The 17180-nt window shown below is 40.1% G+C and carries 18 protein-coding genes and 2 pseudogenes; 11 read left to right on the forward strand and 9 right to left on the reverse strand.

What is annotated here, in order from left to right; translation table 11 throughout:
* From BCY91_RS03995 to BCY91_RS17470, 5 genes and pseudogenes are all read right to left on the reverse strand, one after another.
* Window positions 1–874: pseudogene (locus BCY91_RS03995) on the reverse strand (hypothetical protein); the annotation flags it as partial.
* A 30-nt stretch (window positions 875–904) separates the two neighbouring features.
* Window positions 905–1540, reverse strand: a complete 636-nt coding sequence (locus tag BCY91_RS04000) for a conjugal transfer protein TraD (RefSeq protein ID WP_078704228.1) — start codon at window positions 1538–1540, stop codon at window positions 905–907.
* Window positions 1541–1542: 2 nt separating this feature from the next.
* Window positions 1543–1947: a DUF3408 domain-containing protein gene (locus BCY91_RS04005; RefSeq protein WP_078704227.1), complete on the reverse strand. Its 405-nt coding sequence runs from the start codon at window positions 1945–1947 to the stop codon at window positions 1543–1545.
* 12 nt (window positions 1948–1959) lie between these two features.
* Window positions 1960–2727: a ParA family protein gene (locus BCY91_RS04010; RefSeq protein ID WP_120180741.1), complete on the reverse strand. Its 768-nt coding sequence runs from the start codon at window positions 2725–2727 to the stop codon at window positions 1960–1962.
* A 290-nt stretch (window positions 2728–3017) separates the two neighbouring features.
* A complete protein-coding gene (locus BCY91_RS17470) occupies window positions 3018–3326 on the reverse strand; it encodes a hypothetical protein (protein WP_131829027.1) in 309 nt (102 codons plus the stop codon).
* A 101-nt stretch (window positions 3327–3427) separates the two neighbouring features.
* Between BCY91_RS17470 and mobA the strand changes: the two genes are divergently transcribed.
* Both mobA and mobB read left to right on the forward strand, forming a co-directional pair.
* Window positions 3428–3859, forward strand: coding sequence for a conjugal transfer protein MobA (gene mobA / locus BCY91_RS04020; RefSeq protein WP_120180743.1), 432 nt, complete (start codon window positions 3428–3430; stop codon window positions 3857–3859).
* Between the two features lie 7 nt (window positions 3860–3866).
* Complete coding sequence (mobB, locus tag BCY91_RS04025) at window positions 3867–5159, forward strand: conjugal transfer protein MobB (protein WP_120180744.1); 1293 nt, start codon at window positions 3867–3869, stop codon at window positions 5157–5159.
* A gap of 60 nt (window positions 5160–5219) precedes the next feature.
* Here the strand turns inward: mobB and BCY91_RS04030 are convergent, their stop codons facing one another.
* From BCY91_RS04030 to BCY91_RS04040, 3 genes are read right to left on the reverse strand one after another with little or no spacing between them, the layout of a single operon-like run.
* Entirely contained in the window at window positions 5220–6101 is an 882-nt protein-coding gene (locus BCY91_RS04030) for a cation diffusion facilitator family transporter (RefSeq protein WP_120180745.1), read from the reverse strand.
* Between the two features lies 1 nt (window position 6102).
* The gene (locus BCY91_RS04035) at window positions 6103–6606 is read right to left on the reverse strand and encodes a DUF2231 domain-containing protein (RefSeq protein ID WP_120180746.1); all 504 of its coding nucleotides are present in this window, start codon (window positions 6604–6606) and stop codon (window positions 6103–6105) included.
* Window positions 6603–6920, reverse strand: a complete 318-nt coding sequence (locus BCY91_RS04040; protein ID WP_120180890.1) for a hypothetical protein — start codon at window positions 6918–6920, stop codon at window positions 6603–6605. The genes BCY91_RS04035 and BCY91_RS04040 overlap by 4 nt, the downstream gene beginning before the upstream one ends.
* A 196-nt stretch (window positions 6921–7116) precedes the next feature.
* On the opposite strand from BCY91_RS04040, the gene mobC reads away from it, so the two are divergent.
* The 9 genes and pseudogenes from mobC to BCY91_RS04085 all read left to right on the forward strand — a co-directional run bounded on the left by mobC (window position 7117) and on the right by BCY91_RS04085 (window position 16785).
* Window positions 7117–9114 carry a conjugal transfer protein MobC gene (mobC, locus tag BCY91_RS04045; protein ID WP_120180747.1) on the forward strand — a complete coding sequence of 666 codons (1998 nt, stop codon included), beginning with the start codon at window positions 7117–7119 and terminating at the stop codon, window positions 9112–9114.
* Window positions 9115–9216: 102 nt separating this feature from the next.
* Window positions 9217–9891 carry an ArsR/SmtB family transcription factor gene (locus BCY91_RS04050; RefSeq protein ID WP_120180748.1) on the forward strand — a complete coding sequence of 225 codons (675 nt, stop codon included), beginning with the start codon at window positions 9217–9219 and terminating at the stop codon, window positions 9889–9891.
* A gap of 180 nt (window positions 9892–10071) precedes the next feature.
* Window positions 10072–11175, forward strand: coding sequence for an MBL fold metallo-hydrolase (locus tag BCY91_RS04055; protein WP_103913861.1), 1104 nt, complete (start codon window positions 10072–10074; stop codon window positions 11173–11175).
* 32 nt (window positions 11176–11207) lie between these two features.
* Window positions 11208–11567, forward strand: a pseudogene (locus tag BCY91_RS17835) (DsrE/DsrF/TusD sulfur relay family protein).
* Window positions 11568–11580: 13 nt separating this feature from the next.
* Entirely contained in the window at window positions 11581–12825 is a 1245-nt protein-coding gene (locus BCY91_RS04065; protein ID WP_103913862.1) for an MFS transporter, read from the forward strand.
* A gap of 31 nt (window positions 12826–12856) precedes the next feature.
* Window positions 12857–14392 (forward strand): MBL fold metallo-hydrolase, encoded by a 1536-nt coding sequence (locus BCY91_RS04070; protein WP_120180749.1) that lies wholly within the window; start codon window positions 12857–12859, stop codon window positions 14390–14392.
* A gap of 23 nt (window positions 14393–14415) precedes the next feature.
* Window positions 14416–15597, forward strand: coding sequence for a trans-sulfuration enzyme family protein (locus tag BCY91_RS04075; RefSeq protein ID WP_120180750.1), 1182 nt, complete (start codon window positions 14416–14418; stop codon window positions 15595–15597).
* A 5-nt stretch (window positions 15598–15602) separates the two neighbouring features.
* On the forward strand, window positions 15603–16118 hold the full coding sequence (locus BCY91_RS04080) for a hypothetical protein (RefSeq protein ID WP_120180751.1): 516 nt from the start codon (window positions 15603–15605) through the stop codon (window positions 16116–16118).
* 112 nt (window positions 16119–16230) lie between these two features.
* The gene (locus tag BCY91_RS04085; protein ID WP_120180752.1) at window positions 16231–16785 is read left to right on the forward strand and encodes a cysteine desulfurase family protein; all 555 of its coding nucleotides are present in this window, start codon (window positions 16231–16233) and stop codon (window positions 16783–16785) included.
* On the opposite strand, the gene BCY91_RS04090 is transcribed toward BCY91_RS04085, so the two are convergent.
* Window positions 16693–17106, reverse strand: coding sequence for an RteC domain-containing protein (locus BCY91_RS04090; RefSeq protein ID WP_317124674.1), 414 nt, complete (start codon window positions 17104–17106; stop codon window positions 16693–16695). The genes BCY91_RS04085 and BCY91_RS04090 overlap by 93 nt on opposite strands.
* Window positions 17107–17180 lie beyond the last annotated feature (74 nt).

Raw genomic sequence — 17180 nt, forward strand, 5'->3', positions numbered from 1 at the left:
TACCTTTGTAAGCAATTTTATCGAACGCATCCTGATCAACCATTAGTTTGAAATCGTCCATAGCATCGATTTTGTCTTCTGAAATGTTATGCTTTTTTGCCATTCCGATCGGGTCAAGTTTTACAAAGTCAGGTATCTCTGCCAATTTTGCTCCCGGTTCGGCGTACGTTGTCAAGCCCTTAGTGTTTGGGCTATACCAAAATCTGTAACCTTGTACTGCTTTTTCTTCCATATCGGATAGAGAAATTACATTTTTCGGATTGGCTTTTTCACGGAGTTCCAATTGATTTACATCCACTATAAATTCTGTTCCGAATACTTTATGTGTCGGAAGTCCCCTTTGTGTATCCGTGGGTATCTTATACAGATTGTCCTTTGGTTGGTTGACAATATATTCTTCTTTTGGTTGTAGCTGTTCAGCGACATTACGTTTTATATGCTCAATCACATTGGTATCTATCCACGGCAGGGTACGCGCTTCAAAGTGCATTTGTTTCACATCCTGATCAGTTAGGCTATTATCATGCTTTCTATTCCATCCCACTATATCCAATTCATACTGATTGGGAAACTGCACTATGATAATATCAGTAGGCAGTTCGGTCATTTTAGAAACATCGTCCTGTTGAAATTCGCGTTTTGTTGGATTATAGGGAATAACAAATGCCCGTCTGTCACGATCATAGTAGTCTTTTATTTCAGTAAAGTCTATGCCTTTGGATATAAAGTCGTCCTTTGGCCGTAGTTTGTTCATGCGTAAATCCACATAGAATGTATGACCTGCAATATCAATAGTAGGTAGTATGCCTTTATTCAAACGCAGATCAAGCAAACTGCCCGGTTCTATATTAGTATTTGGCAATCCATTTTCCATATTTTCTTATTTTAAAAGACAAAGGAAAGTCTATACAAACTCCCCAATGTCAAAATCACTCAAATCACTTTTCCGCAAAGTGGAAGAACTGTCTTCCGTTTCAGATGAAAGGGTGCTATCCAAAAGCTCGGCTATTCTTCGGGAAGCATCTTCCATAGAATTTTCCAATAGGCTGAATAATTCGGTTCCCTGTATTTTTTGAACTATGGCTATCGCTGTTTCCTTTTGGGCTGGTTCCAATTCTTCTTTTTGGAGCAACACCCCCACGGAGCTTAGTTCTTCAAAGGTAACCCCTTGGGCAAAACCGTCATCACCACCGGATATTCCGTACCTGTTCCATTCTTCTTCCTCTTCTTCCAAATCAGGTATCTTTCTGAAAACTTCGTCCAGCTCTTCCTGCGGAATTTGAATACCTACGTTTTCATTTTCGTCGTATTCAATGTCTAAATTAGCAGGGTTTATCTCCGGTTCCTGAATTTGGCGTTCAGTGGCAGTGTTTGGCACTGAAAGGCGTTCTACGGGTTTTGGTTGGCCCATAATATCGGGCAGGTTCGGATTGACTTTCTTCTGCGGAGGTTCTTGTTTCGACCTTTTATGAATGACAATCTTATCCTGCAATAGCAGTACAATGACAATCAGCAGGCATATCACAATTACTATTTCCATAGCTACAAAATGGGTTTAAAATGGTCGTTGAAATAATCGGTAATATCGTCCCCGTACTCTCTGAAATGATGTTCAAGAATGTTGTCAATGTAAGAGTAAAGCGTTGTTCTTTCCTCTCTTGTCAGTTGCACGATGCGGAGCAATCTTTCGTGGTATTCAGGGCGTATGTAAACTACCTTGCCGTTACGCCCCGATGGAAACCGATTGACCAAAAATGTTTCCTCGTAGTCCGCTTTCTTTGATGAACTGTTACGGGCTTTTTCCCTGGGCTTTGTTTCCTTTGGTACATCCTGCTTTTTGTTATTGCTCGGTGGAGCAACAGGCTCATCGCCGCTTATGACGTTCATAAGGTATTCCTCATCAACATTGGGCTTTTCAAAATCGTTGTTTTTGTTATCTGAAGCCATACTTTACTATTTTTATAGATGAGTGATTTTTAAAAATTCCTCGACAAACAAATCCATTTTAGTTGCTTTCATTAACTGTGGTTCGGCAGGCAGCAAACTTGACCGGAATACATAACTACCTGTATCGTCTGTTTCCTTTCGGAAACGCTTGCTATCCATTATCCTTGTTTCCATTATGGGCAGGTTGAGTTCCTTGATGACACTTTGATACACATCATACAAACCTGTTTTTTCCCTGCCGTCCACCTGGTTCCAAAACAGCCACATCTCTTGTTCGGGATTGCCCTCGTCCGTTTGGGGAAGTCCGAGAAAGGCTTTGGTAAAGCCCAATGTACTTTCCACTACCAAACGGTCGGCAGTAATGGGCGAAAAGATGAAGTCCATTTTTTTTAAAGTGGTCAAAACGCCTTTAGTATTGGCTGTTCCCGGCAGGTCGAAGAAGATCACATCTGGCACAACCGCCGACTGGCTTCTGTATTCCGATGCTTTCTCCAGAGCCGTTTCAGCTTTACATTTAATAATCGGGTACGCTTTTTTGTTGATTGCTTGAAACTGCTTCATTGCCGCTTTTTTATGGTAGTCGTTCTGCATTATGGTTCTCTTATCCCGTTCACGCATATTGGTCAGGCTGTGTTGCGGAAAGTCGCAGTCCATCACCAGCACATTAAAACCTAAACGGTAGTGAAGCACACTTGCCAGTAAAGTGGTCATTGTAGATTTTCCCACACCGCCTTTTTGGGTGGAGAAGCTGATTTTTAAAGTTTTCTTTGTTGTTTCCATTATTTAAAAATTTATTGTTACACACTTTATTTGTTTTGCAGGATTGAATATTGGTTTATCTGATTATTACCTCATTCCTATATTCCTGCATTCCCTTTTGGGTACTTTCCTGCATAGGTATCTGCTTTCATTTTTGCCTTGTAAGGCACATTCTTTAGCAAGTGGCAAAACTTGCAACAGGTAAATTGCTTTACCGCTTTTATGCTTTTACACTTTTATTGTTTTATGCTTTTAAAACCCTATGCTTTTATTCCAAACCGCTTGTTTGCAAACCTGATTTTCTTCTTTGTTTAGATACATTTTTTACTACCTGCACTAAAATTATACGGCAAATAAAGCGATTGATTTGCCCGCTGATTGCGGTGTGGCAGTGTTTGGCGTTCAAAGGCAGTGTTTGGCACTGCTATACAGTACAATGCTTTCGTAAACAGGGCTTTACTTTGTACAATGATTTTTATTAATGGATTTATGCAAAATTCTTTTGACAAATCGGAGGGCAACGGGAACGGCATCGAGCCGTTTTTCCCTGTTACATTTAATCCGTCCCGCAGGGCGGATTTTTGTGTTCTACAGAACACGGCAAGTTGTGTTTTGAGCATCTCGGAATGATTTCCGATGCTCAAAACAACTTGCCCTTTGCAGGGGGCAGAAAACACCTTCCGAAGTCAGGGTTTTGTATGGATTTTAAAATGGATTAGTGATGAACGATAACAACAAAAAGCAATTGAAAAAGACCGGACGCCGCCCCAAAGAAGACCCGGCGACCATCCGCTATACAATTTCCTTTAATGAGCAGGAACACGCCCGCTTTCTTGCCCTGTTTGACAAATCAGGTATGCAGGTAAAGGCTCATTTCATTACGTCCTGCATCTTTGACAAGACCATAAAGACCATTCAGATTGACAAGGGAACGGTTGATTTTTATATGCGGCTAACCTCATTTCACAGCCAGTTCCGTTCCATCGGCGTAAACTATAACCAAATTGTAAAGCTGCTGTACAAGAATTTTTCCGAGAAAAAGGCGGCTGCATTCCTGTATAAACTGGAAAAACAGACGGCTGAAATGGCAAAGCTATGCCAAAAAATCATTCAGATTACCGAAAAATTTGAGGAAGAATACCTAAAAAAATAATGTAATAGTGATAGCAAAAATTGGAAGAAGCGCAAATTTATACGGGGCATTGGCATACAATCAGCTTAAAGTAGAAAATGAAAACGGGCAGATTTTGTTTGCCAATAAGATGATTGAAACCGCAAGCGGTCATTATTCCGTGGCACAATTAGCCCAGTCTTTTGCCCCTTACCTGATAGCCAACCGCAATACCGAGAAACATACGCTGCATATTTCGCTAAATCCTGACCCGAACGATAAGGTAAGCGATGAAAAATATCGGGAAATGGCAGAACAGTATATGCGGGAAATGGGTTACGGCGAACAGCCTTTTGTCGTATTTAAACACACCGATATAGACCGCAGCCATATACACATTGTATCGGTTTGCGTGGACGAGCAGGGTAAAAAGATTTCGGATAAATTCGAGAAAATGCGGTCTATGAATGTATGCCGTGAACTGGAAAGACAACACGGATTGATACCCGCAACAGACAAAGAGCGCAACCAAACTGATAAGGTTTTCCGTCCGGTGGATTATCGGGCAGGCGATGTAAAGAGCCAAATAGCTTCGGTTGTTCGCCACCTGCCGAAATACTATCAATACCAAACATTGGGCGAATACAATGCCCTGCTTTCCCTCTTCAATATTACCGCCGAGAAAGTCGAGGGCGAATTACAGGGAAAGATGCAGCAGGGCTTGTTATACATTCCACTAAATGAAAAAGGCGAAAGAGCCGGGCATCCGTTCAAGGCTTCTCTGTTCGGAAAAAGCGCAGGGCTTCCGGCTTTGGAACTGCATTTTGCGAAATGCAAAACCGCTTTAAAGGACAACCCTACCAAGCAAACGCTAAAATCTGCCATTAGCATAGCCCTGAAAACCACAAGCGATGAACAGGCTTTTAAAAAGCAGTTAGGGCAACTGGGCATTAACGTAGTCGTGCGCCGGAATGATACCGGGCGTATTTATGGTATCACATTTATTGACCATAATTCCAAAGCAGTTTGGAACGGTTCACGTTTGGCAACAGACCTTTCTGCCAACACCTTTAATGATTATTGGAACAATAACATCAACCCCGATATTAAAGAACCTGTCGTTTTACAACCCAAACTATCCATATCAAATGATGCGGATCTTCCTGCGGAAGAACCACACCATTTGTTCGACTTCTTAACTAAGGACAAACACGAAGACGGTTTGATTGAGGCATTGGGAGGTTTATTGCCCGAAGCCCAGGGCGAAGATTACGAAGAACAGGACTTTGCCAACAAAATGAAGAAAAAGAAGAAACTCAAAAGAACAGGAAAACAGCAATAGACTATTATCGCCTGCGTAAAAGAGCCAACCCAATGCGAATGTTCAGACCTATAATTCCATTCAATGAACTTTTAAATCATCGGGTTCAATATGGATTAAAACGTGTCCAAGCTGCGGCAATCGTTCTCTTAATATATTTTTTAGTTTATGAGCAATGTCGTGTCCTTGCTTTACGGTAATATTCCTATTAACGGTGGCATGGAGGTCAATGTGATATTTCAGTCCTGCTTTTCTCACAAAACATTTTTCCGTATCATAAACACCCTCAACCGTCAGAGAAATTTCTCTGATTTCCTGTACAAGTTCATCATAAGTATGCTCGTCCATTATTTCGCTCAATGCAGGACGGAAAATGCGATAACTGTTATAGAGTATAAAGCCCGAAGCAAATAATGCAGCCCAATCATCCGCCGTTTCATAGCCTTTGCCGAAAATGAGCGCTATTGAAATACCGATAAATGCCGCTACGGATGTAATGGCATCGCTGCGATGATGCCATGCATCTGCTTTTAATGACGAACTATTGGTCTCTTTGCTTTTCCTTATCACAATCTGAAACGAGATTTCTTTCCATATAATGATTGCCACAAGAATAAAAAGTGTCCAGAATTTTGGCAGTTCGTGAGGTGTATTAATATTTTGAATGCTTTCGTAGGCAATGATAGTAGCCGAAACTATTAAAAAACCTACTACCGCAAACGTTACCAAAGGTTCAATTCTGCCATGTCCGTAAGGGTGGTTTTTATCGGCAGGACGATTGGCATATTTAAGCCCGAATAATACTAAAATGGAAGAAAATATATCTGCGGTACTCTCTATTGCATCCGCAATCAGCGCATAAGAGTTTCCAAAAAAGCCTGCAAGACCTTTTATGCCTGCCAGCATCGTATTTCCGGCTATGCTGAAATAAGTTGTGCGTATTGCTGTTTGTTCTGCTTGCATTTTATTTGGTAAATTCAGAACAATTCCCTGATGGCTTGTATGTACCCGCCCCTTGCTGATACACTAAGGAAGCCCCTAAGTGTCCTACATAAAAGAGTATTGCCATCCCTGCAACAAGTAATATAGTGGCAAGAATGCTGAATAATTTTTTGGCTTTTTTAATATAGTGGGAAATGATGTTGACCAATAACGCTGCGGAATAGATAAAAGCCATGATGTAACCCCACCGTTGATGAGATTTTAAAACTTGTGGGTCGCAGATTTTACGAACCTCAACATCATAAGCCAACTCCCCTGTGTATATGGCAATCCAGGTTCCTATCGTACCGATAACAAGCGTTACAAACACAAATTGCTGAATGAACAATTTGTGCCTGCCTGCCAAGAAATAGTATAACACGCTACCTAAAGAAGCTAATGCTAATGTTGCTATCGGTAAGTGAACTACAAAAGAATGCCATAATTCAGTCCTCCACATTGAGGGCAATTCAGCATTCAATATCATTCTAAAATATTAACAGCTTCAGGAACCAATTTATTCCCCTCTTTTTTAACCGTTACTTCAACTTTACCGTTTTGTTTCAGATTATCAAAAGTAACAGCTTGACCACCTTTTGAGATTTTTGTCTGGTCGGTCAGGTATAGTTCCAACAACTTGTTGTCAGACGTTCTTACATAGATTTCCTTGTCGCCCGCATCAACTTCTTCTGCAACTCCTTGATAGGTTCCTGTCTCTACAACATCAGTCTTTTTATTCTCTCCACAGGAGAACATAAATAAACAACTACTCAATACGGTTACTAATGCTAATTTTTTCATTTTATAATATTTATGATTAATACTTCTATTATTTATACAAAACAAATTTACAAATTAATTTCAATCCGGTACTCCAAAACGTTTCCATCGCACATTGCTCCGCCAAACACTGCCACAGAAAGCCACTGGCTGCCACATTCTTATAGCCACTGCATAGAGCCTTTAAATTCACGCCCGAACATTAAAACTTTAAATAATGCAGGGAGAAGACGATTTAAGAGGGCTTGCCAAGATAATGGCTTTTATGCGGGCAGTCAGTATTCTTTTGGTGCTGATGCACCTTTATTGGTTCTGCTACGGGTTCTTTTTAGAACGTGGCTGGACGTTGGAAGTAATCAATAAGATATTAGGCAATTTCGACAGAACGGCGGGCTTGTTTTCACATAGCTTATATACCAAAGTATTCGCTTTGGTTTTGTTGGCTTTGAGTTGTTTAGGAACAAAGGGCGTAAAGAATGAGAAGATAACCTGGTCTAAAATTTACGTGGCTTTGGGTATTGGTTTTGTGCTGTTCTTTCTAAATAAACCGTTATTAAAGCTATCTCCAGCAATAGGCACATTTCTGTATATTCTTACTATCTCATTAGGATATATCGCCTTTCTTATGGCAGGTGTATGGATGAGCCGATTGCTCCGTACTAACTTGATGGATGATGTTTTCAATAATGAGAACGAGAGCTTTCAGCAAGAAACAAAGCTGATGGAAAATGAATATTCTGTTAACTTACCCACTAAGTTTTACTACAAAGGAAAATGGAACAACGGTTGGATAAACATAGTAAATCCTTTCAGAGCATCAATCGTGTTGGGTACTCCGGGTTCCGGAAAATCGTATGCAATCGTAAACAATTACATCAAGCAACAGATAGAGAAAGGCTTCAGTATGTACATCTACGATTTCAAGTTTGACGACCTTTCAACCATTGCCTATAATCATTTGCTGAAGCATCGGGATAAGTACAAAGTTCAGCCCAAATTTTACGTCATTAACTTTGACGATCCACGCAAGAGCCACCGTTGCAACCCACTAAATCCCGATTTTATGACGGATATTTCAGATGCTTACGAAGCAGCATATACCATAATGCTAAACCTCAACAGGTCGTGGATACAAAAGCAAGGGGATTTTTTCGTGGAAAGCCCAATCATTCTTTTGGCTGCTATTATTTGGTATCTGAAAATATATGAGGATGGTAAATATTGTACGTTCCCACACGCTATTGAATTACTGAATAAAAAATACTCGGACGTGTTCACGATTTTAACCTCATATCCTGATTTAGAAAACTACCTATCACCCTTTATGGATGCGTGGCAAAGCGGTGCACAAGACCAATTACAAGGTCAGATAGCATCGGCAAAAATTCCGTTATCAAGAATGATTAGCCCTCAATTGTATTGGGTAATGACAGGCGATGATTTTACGCTCGACATCAATAACCCGAAAGAGCCGAAAATTTTGTGCGTAGGTAATAATCCCGACAGGCAAAATATTTATTCCGCAGCTTTGGGCTTGTACAATTCGAGGATCGTAAAACTGATAAATAAGAAAGGGCAATTAAAAAGTTCCGTTATCATAGATGAGTTGCCTACAATTTATTTCAGAGGGCTGGATAACCTTATCGCAACTGCAAGAAGTAACAAGGTGGCAGTTTGTTTGGGTTTTCAGGATTTTTCGCAATTAACAAGGGATTATGGCGACAAGGAAAGCAAGGTTATCCAAAATACGGTAGGTAATATTTTCAGTGGTCAGGTAGTTGGCGAAACGGCAAAAAGCCTTTCGGAACGCTTCGGAAAAGTATTGCAGAAACGCCAAAGCATGACGATTAACAGGAATGATAAATCTACCTCTATTTCCACACAGTTAGACAGCCTTATTCCGGCTTCTAAAATCTCAACACTTACACAAGGAATGTTTGTGGGTTCAGTTTCGGACAATTTTGATGAACGTATTGAGCAAAAAATATTTCACGCTGAAATTGTCGTGGACAATGAAAAAGTTGCCACAGAAACTAAGGTATATCAGAAGATACCGGAAATCTTATCCTTTGTTGATGAACACGGAGAAGACAAAATGAAACAGGAAATTGAAAGCAATTACCGTCAGATAAAACAAGATATTGTACAGATTATAGCATTGGAATTGGAGCGTATCAAGAACGACCCGAACTTACAGCATCTGATACAAGAGTGATAGTAATAATAACGCATCTATTCTATTATTTTGTTGAATAGATTTTTATACCTTTGCAATAGGAAAGTTAATGATGATTACCTCATTAGATAATTGATAAAAATGAACAAACGAGAATTTAAAGACAAGGTATATACGGAATTATCTAAAATCGTTAAAGCGATGGCTAACCCACGTAGGTTAGAAATAATAGACCTATTGGCGCAAGGGCAATTTAGTGTTGAACAAATAGCAAAAAATACAGGGCTTTCTATAGCAAATACATCACAGCACTTGCAGAACCTTAAAAATGCAAAGCTTGTCAAGATAAACCGTAACGGTAATTTTATCAACTATTCACTTGCAAGCGAAAGTATGTATAGCACGATGGTATCTCTTCGGGAGTTGGGTATGACTTTTAATGCCGAGGTTGAAAAGGTCATCAGTGATTTCCGTAGTGGTCAAGGCGGAGATATGCAGGCTATCGATGTCGATACCTTGGCAACAATGCTTGAAAATGATGAAGTGATACTATTGGATGTACGACCTGAAGAAGAATATAAAAGGGGGCATATCCACAAGGCATTATCAACACCAATAGAGAAGTTGGGCAATTCATTAAAGAATTTTCCCAAAAGAAAAATGCTTGTGGCATATTGCAGAGGTCCCTTTTGTGTCTATGCAGATGAAGCTGTTGCAATGCTTACGAAAAATGGCTATAATGCAATTCGCTTAGATGAGGGTTTTCCAGAATGGGCGTTAAAAGGTTATCCTATAGAAAAGACTGAAGTTTCGTAAAGACACGAATAAGATAATTTGTGACAGGGTATCTCAATTAAATTGGGATACCCTTTTCGTTTTTATGCATTTCAACCAAGGTTATTTAAACAAGAGAACTTATTCAAAAAATAACTATTCAATAATTCTATTGAATAGTTATTTTTTTCTTTATCTTTGCCTTAATAAAAGACATCAGTTATGAGTACACAGGAAATAACAGTAGCAGAACTACAAAAAATGTTTCAGGACGGCAAAGAAGTGGTCGTATTGGACATAAGACCACAGGAACAAAGAGAAGAATGGCAAATTGCCAGCAGTGTTCATAAGAACGTGTATAACGGTCTTGTGAATGGCGATAAAACGGTCTTTGATGATACTGCGTTTGACAAAGACACTCCCATTGTAACCGTATGTGCCGGAGGAAAAACGAGCCTTATCGCTGCCGAAATACTGAACGGAAAAGGTTATAATGCTTCGTCCTTACAAGGAGGTATGAAAGCTTGGAACTATGCGTGGAACACAGCAGAAATAAAAGATGAAAATGTAACGATTGTACAGGTAAGGCGTGTAGCCAAAGGTTGTATCTCATACATTATCGGATCCGATAATGAAGCTATTATTGTGGATGCGTCCTTAGACCCAAGCGTCTATTTAGAATTAGCAAAAAAATACGGTTGGACAATCAAATATGTAATGGACACCCATATTCACGCTGATTACATTTCACGTACTATCGAATTGGTTAAAGCAACAGAAGCAACACAATTGTTTACAGAGGGTGCAGATGTTGAATACCCTTTTACACCATTCAAAGACGGACAATCAATCCTGTTTGGTGAAAGTGAATTGAAAGCTATTCATACTCCTGGACATACTCCCGAAAGTATCTCATACCTTATCAACGAAAAATATCTTTTAACGGGCGATACGCTATTTACCAATGGCGTAGGAAGACCTGACCTTAAAGCAGACCAAAAACAAGCTGTACAAAAAGCCAATCAACTGTTTGCTTCTTTGGAGAAAATAAAAGCATTGAACGGAAGTACAGCAGTATTACCAGCACATACTTCCAATGCAGTTGCTTTTGACAAAGAACTGATTACAGATACCGTTTCCAATTTGTTTGGAAAGATTGAGCTACTAAAATTGTCGCAAGCAGAGTTTGTAGAACAAACGATAAAACGCATTCCGGCTACACCTCCAAATTACATTCAGATTGCCACGCTTAACAGAAGCGGAAGCTACGAGGGCATTAATCCTGCGGATTTGGAAGCTGGAGCAAACAGGTGTGCGGTTTCATAACCTATATTTTTTCTAACCAAAAAGCAAGTACAATGAGCAAGACTATTTTAATCATCATCAATGATGCGCCATACGGAACAGAAAAAGCATATAATGGCTTACGCATCGCCAACCAAATGAATAAAAGCCATTCAGACATTCAGGTAAATATCTTCCTAATGGCGGATGCCGTCAGTTGAGCTATTGCTGGACAGAAAACCCCTAACGGCTACTATAATATAGAGCGTATGATGAAACTCTCCCTGAACAAAGGAACTAAAGTAAAACTATGTGGAAGCTGTTCGGATGCAAGAGGGCTGACCGCCGAGCAAATTATCGAGGGAACAGAAATGAGTAATATGGAGGAATTGGGCAATTGGATTGCAACGGCAGACCAAACCCTGACCTTTTAAAACAGGATTTTAAGTGAAGAATATACAATTAGGATTAAAAGAAAACTGGCAACAATTTACCTTACTTGTCCTCGTCAATATGATGGTCGGCGGTATGGTCGGTTTGGAAAGAACCGTAGTGCCATTAGTTGGGACTGAAGAATTTAACATACAATCAGATATTGTTGTCTTTTCCTTCATAATCGCATTTGGCATAGTCAAAGCGTTCACCAATTTGATTTCCGGTGTCTTGGCAGACAAGTACACCCGAAAGAAAGTATTGATTTGGGGCTGGCTTGTCGGTCTTCCTGTTCCATTCTTATTGGCTTTTGCACCATCTTGGAATTGGATTTTGTTTGCCAATGTGTTGCTTGGCGTTAGCCAGGGATTAGCTTGGTCAATGACTGTTAATATGAAGATTGACTTGGTGGGAAAGAAAAGCAGAGGCTTGGCAATGGGGCTAAACGAAGCTGCAGGTTATGGCGCAGTTGGGCTGACGGCTTTATTAACAGGTTACTTGGCTTCGCATTACGGATTAAGACCCGAGCCATTCTATATCGGGATTGCTTATACCATTGTAGGGATATTACTGTCCATTTTCTTGGTAAAAGACACGCGGAAACACGCAGAATTAGAGGCTGCCCAAATTCAGGCAACTACCTCGGGCGAAGAAGCCCACAAGCCGAATTTGTGGTGGGTATTTAAACAAACATCGTTCAAAAGCAAAAATCTATTTTCTATTTCACAGGCAGGACTGATCAATAATCTCAATGACGGGATGTCTTGGGGTGTATTTCCCTTGCTCTTTATGTCGTTGGGTGTCGGTCTGGAGGGTGTCGGGTGGATAAAAGCCGTCTATCCGGTGGTATGGGGTGTTGGGCAAATCGTGACCGGACCTTTAGCCGATAAATGGGGAAGAAAACCGCTCATTGTTTGGGGGATGTTCATACAGGTATTGGGTCATATCGTTATTGGTATGGAGATCTTGGATCCATTGACCGCAGGTTTGGTCGGTTCGGTTCTTTTAGGTTTAGGTACGGCAATGGTTTATCCAGCATTGTTAGCCGCTATAAGTGATGCTGCACACCCAAATTGGAGGGCATCTTCTCTTGGTGTTTACCGATTTTGGAGGGATATGGGGTACGCCATAGGTGCGCTGATGGCTGGTATCGTAGGAAACTTCTTTGGACTCATGTGGGCAGTCCATATTGCAGGTATCATAACATTCATTTCAGGTATTGTTGTTTGGGTACGGATGAAAGAAACATTGGAAAAATAACAAGTTTAACTATCTAAAAACTAAAGATATAATGGAAAGCAGAAGAAATTTTTTAAAAACAGGGGCTTTATTTGGTGCGGCTTGTCTTACTTCGCCATTGATTGCTTCTCCGCTGGTCAGCTTAGACCCGCCACAAAAGGAAACAGAGCATAAAAATAGCATTGAAAACTATTCGGCAGGTACTCTTTTTTTCCTGCGGGTATTTGACTCCACGCTGGCACAGACCAGTTATGTCGTGGGCAATAGGCAAAGCAATGAGGTTATTGTCATTGACCCGAAACGTGACATCGATACCTATCTAAAAATTGCCGAAGAAAATAATCTGAAAATTACTCGGGTAACAGAAACTCATATCCACGCTGACTATTTAAGCGGTGCTCCTGAGTTGGCATATGCTACAGGAGCAGAATTGGTACTATCGGGCGAAACCGACCCTAATTGGAAATATGAAATTCCGCACAAGGCAATAAAAGATAGCGACAAAATCATAATGGGTAGTATTATATTGCAGGCCATGCACACGCCGGGGCATACGCCCGAAAGTTTGACCTACTTACTGACCGATCTGTCCGTTTCCAGCCTACCTCAAAAAGCATTTACAGGCGACTTTATTTTTGTAGGTGATGTGGGTCGTCCCGATTTATTGGAAAAAGTAGCCGGACAGACAGGCTCACAGGATATTGGAGCAAAACAGTTATTCGCTTCCATGCAACGTTTTGCAACCCTTCCCGATGATTTAGAGATATGGCCAGGTCACGGAGCAGGCTCGTTCTGCGGTAAATCGCTAAGTGATGTACCACAATCTACCTTAAAACACGAGAAATCGACAAGCAAAGCCTTTCAATTTATAAATGATGAAAAAGGGTTTGTAAAATACATCCTTGACGGGCAGCCAGAACCGCCAAATTATTTTGCTACAATGAAGCAATGGAACAGGATACCCCGTCCCTTGTTGGTTGAGGTTCCAAAACGCCACAAATTAAGTGCACATGATTTCCTGACAGCACAGAAAAATGGTCTAGCTATTGTTGATGCTCGTAAATTAGGAATAGTTGCAAAAGGTCATATTCCAAAAAGCCTGCATATTGAGGGCAACAAATCATTTTCAACCTTTATGGGATGGCTGTTGAATTACCAAACGCAGTACGTTTTGATTGCAGACGAAAGCGAAATTGAGGATTTAACCCGAAAACTGATGCGTATCGGGATGGACAATATGTACGGGTATGTCAGCAATCCGCAATCATTGGGAATTGCTTTAAAGCAAACGAACGTTCTGTCTAAAAGTGATTTTAAACCATACTTCAATAACAAAAATGCTCAGATCATTGACGTACGAAGTAAGGACGAATACAAATCCGGTCATATTGCAACGGCAGAAAATATCGTATTGGCAGACTTGGAAAACAGTCTCAACAAAATAAGTAAAGACAAAGAGATCATTGTGCATTGCAAAAGCGGTGTACGAGCGGCAATGGGCTATTCCATTCTGAAAAAATACGGTTTTGAAAACGTAAAAACCTATACAGGGGATTTGGACGGATTGATAGAAGCTGATAAAAAATAAGACTTAATAAAAAAGATAAAATTATGAAACCAAGTAACAAAAAAACAGGACTATCTACTAAATGCGTACACAGTGGTGAAATAGCAAACGAGCACGGTTCGCCACATACGCCAATATATAACTCTACAACCTTTACTTTCGATACGACTAAAGATTTGTTGGATGTTGTGGACGGGCATAAAGCAGGAAGCCTGTACACACGATACGGCCTTAATCCGTCTATCACTTCACTGGAAGCTAAATTGGCAGAGTTAGAAGATACAGAGGCTTCTTTGGTTTTTAGCTCAGGAATGGCAGCAGAAGCAGCCTTATTCCTCGCATTAGGAAGAAGAGGGGTTATTTGTATAGGCGATGCCTACGGCGGTACCCTTGAATTATTGAATGTTCAGCTACGCAGTCTGAACATTCCTGTACATTTCCTTTTAGGGTCTGAATTGAAGAAATTGGAGGAACTGTTACAGACAGGCGTTGAAATGGTGTTTTTTGAAACCCCGACCAATCCGACCATTGAAATATTCGACATTAAAACCATCGCAGAGATTACACACAAGCACGGTGCTTTGCTTGCCATAGACAATACGTTTGCAACTCCTGTAAATCAAAAACCTATACACTTAGGGGCAGATATTGTTGTGCACAGTGCTACGAAATATTTGGGCGGACATAGTGATATTACGGCAGGTGTCGTAATGGGGAGCAAAAAGCATATCGGCGAAATTTGGGCTTGGCGAAAAAATTTAGGTCAAATGCTTGCTCCCGAAACAGCATCATTGTTGTCAAGAAGTATCAAATCATTAGTGCTTCGTGTAAAACATCAAAATGAGAGTGCTTTACGTATAGCAACCGAGATAGAGAAGCATCCCAAAATTAAAAGGGTACTATATCCTGGCTTGCCCTCGTTCGCAGGACATGAATTAGCCAAAAAGCAAATGAGCGGTTTCGGTGGTATGATAACCATTGAAGTGAATGGAGATTATGGGCAGACCGTGAAAGTGGCAGACAATCTGAAAATTTTCCGTATTGCGCCGAGCTTGGGAAGTGCCGAAAGTTTATGTACACAGCCTGTTACAACTACACATCACGGACTGACGGAAGAAGAATTAAATCGACGTGGCATTACCCCATCAATGATAAGATTGTCCGTAGGCTTCGAGGAAGCCGAGGACCTTATTTCTGATTTGGAGCAGGCTTTAGCCAACATTTAAACAACATGAATATAAGGATCAAAATGGTTGTCTTTTTAGCGGTGCTTTTCACAAGTACCGCTTACAGTCAGGACAATGCTATACCAAATGATTTTCCATTAAAAGTAACGGGCTATTTCGGAATAGTCCACCCCATTGCAACATTTCAAAAAGGGAATGTAAAAATGAATTTTGATGATGCCTATACCGTTGGAATTCCCGTTGGAATAAACGTACAAAAAACTCCGGAAATGGGTTATTCTTTTGAGATTGTTCCAACGATACAGACGGACAAGCAGGCAAGTAAAGTCTCAAATATTGCCATACAGCCCGGTTTATTTTTTCCGTTGCGAAACGGTTGGACAGTAGTCAGTCGCCTTTCCTTTGAAACAGGAGGAAGATATGGGATTGTTCCTGTAATATCCAAAGTAATTCATCGTGGGAAAAATCCAGTGTCATTTGTAGTTCCTTTACCACTCAAGTTTGGTAACAATGAGCCTGTTTCTTTTGGTACTGCATTTTTGGTTACAATTTCTATATAATCTAAAAAGCAGATGAAAGCAATAGACACATATCATCAATTTTCAACAGATTATGGCAAATGGTTTGACGAACACAGCAACTTTTCCAATGATTAAAAAAATATTTTAAGCTATGACAATATACCTAGATTATAATGCCACAACACCCGTTGATAAGCAGGTATTCGAGGTAATGCTACCGTTTTTTACCGATAGCTTTGGAAATCCCTCGAATACTTACAAGTTGGGTACGACAGCAAAAAACGTCGTTGATATGGGAAGAAAACAGGTTGCAGACCTTATTCAAGCCACTGAAAGCGAGGTATATTTCACAGGTTGTGGAAGCGAAGCGAATAATACCGTATTGAAAGGCGTATCCTCCACCTTTGGAAATAAGGGAAAGCACATTATCAGCAGTGTAATTGAGCATCCCTCTGTATTGGAACCGTTGAATTTCCTTAAAAGCATAGGTTTTGAAATAACGTTGGTTTCCGTAGATGAAAAAGGGGCGGTAAACCCCAAAGAAATCGAAGACGCTATAAAGGACGATACCATTCTGATTTCCATTATGCACTCCAATAACGAGGTAGGAACTTTACAGCCTATTAAGGAAATCGGTGCGATATGCACTACCAGCACGATAATACCTGTAAAAATCTTCATTGCAAATACTTTCTTTATATTCTAATTTGAGTGTTTTTAATAGATTTTCATAATAGCTTTGATGTATTTTGCCATTGCTCACGGGGCAAGTTGTTTCGATGCGGAAGACTTTGTTATAGTAAATAAGCTTCCCTAAGATGTTTGGTTTAATGTTCTTGAAAAAATCAATCTCTTGTTGCTCATTTGTAAATCCATCCCGTAAGATTTGAGATTTTATTTGACATAGCATTTCCTTTAGAAATAAGGTCATTTGATAAGCCTCTTCTGGCATCTGCATCATTTGAGAAGAAAGTTTATCTTCCTGATGCTGAATTTGCGCTAATATTTTATTCAACACGATTTCCATAGCATAATCTTTTAGAGGTTCTTACTATTTTTTCAGAGTTGCAACTATTATTAAATATGTCAAAATTTGGAAAT

This window comes from Pelobium manganitolerans (assembly GCF_003609575.1).
Classification (GTDB): Bacteria; Bacteroidota; Bacteroidia; order Sphingobacteriales; family Sphingobacteriaceae; genus Pseudopedobacter; species Pseudopedobacter manganitolerans.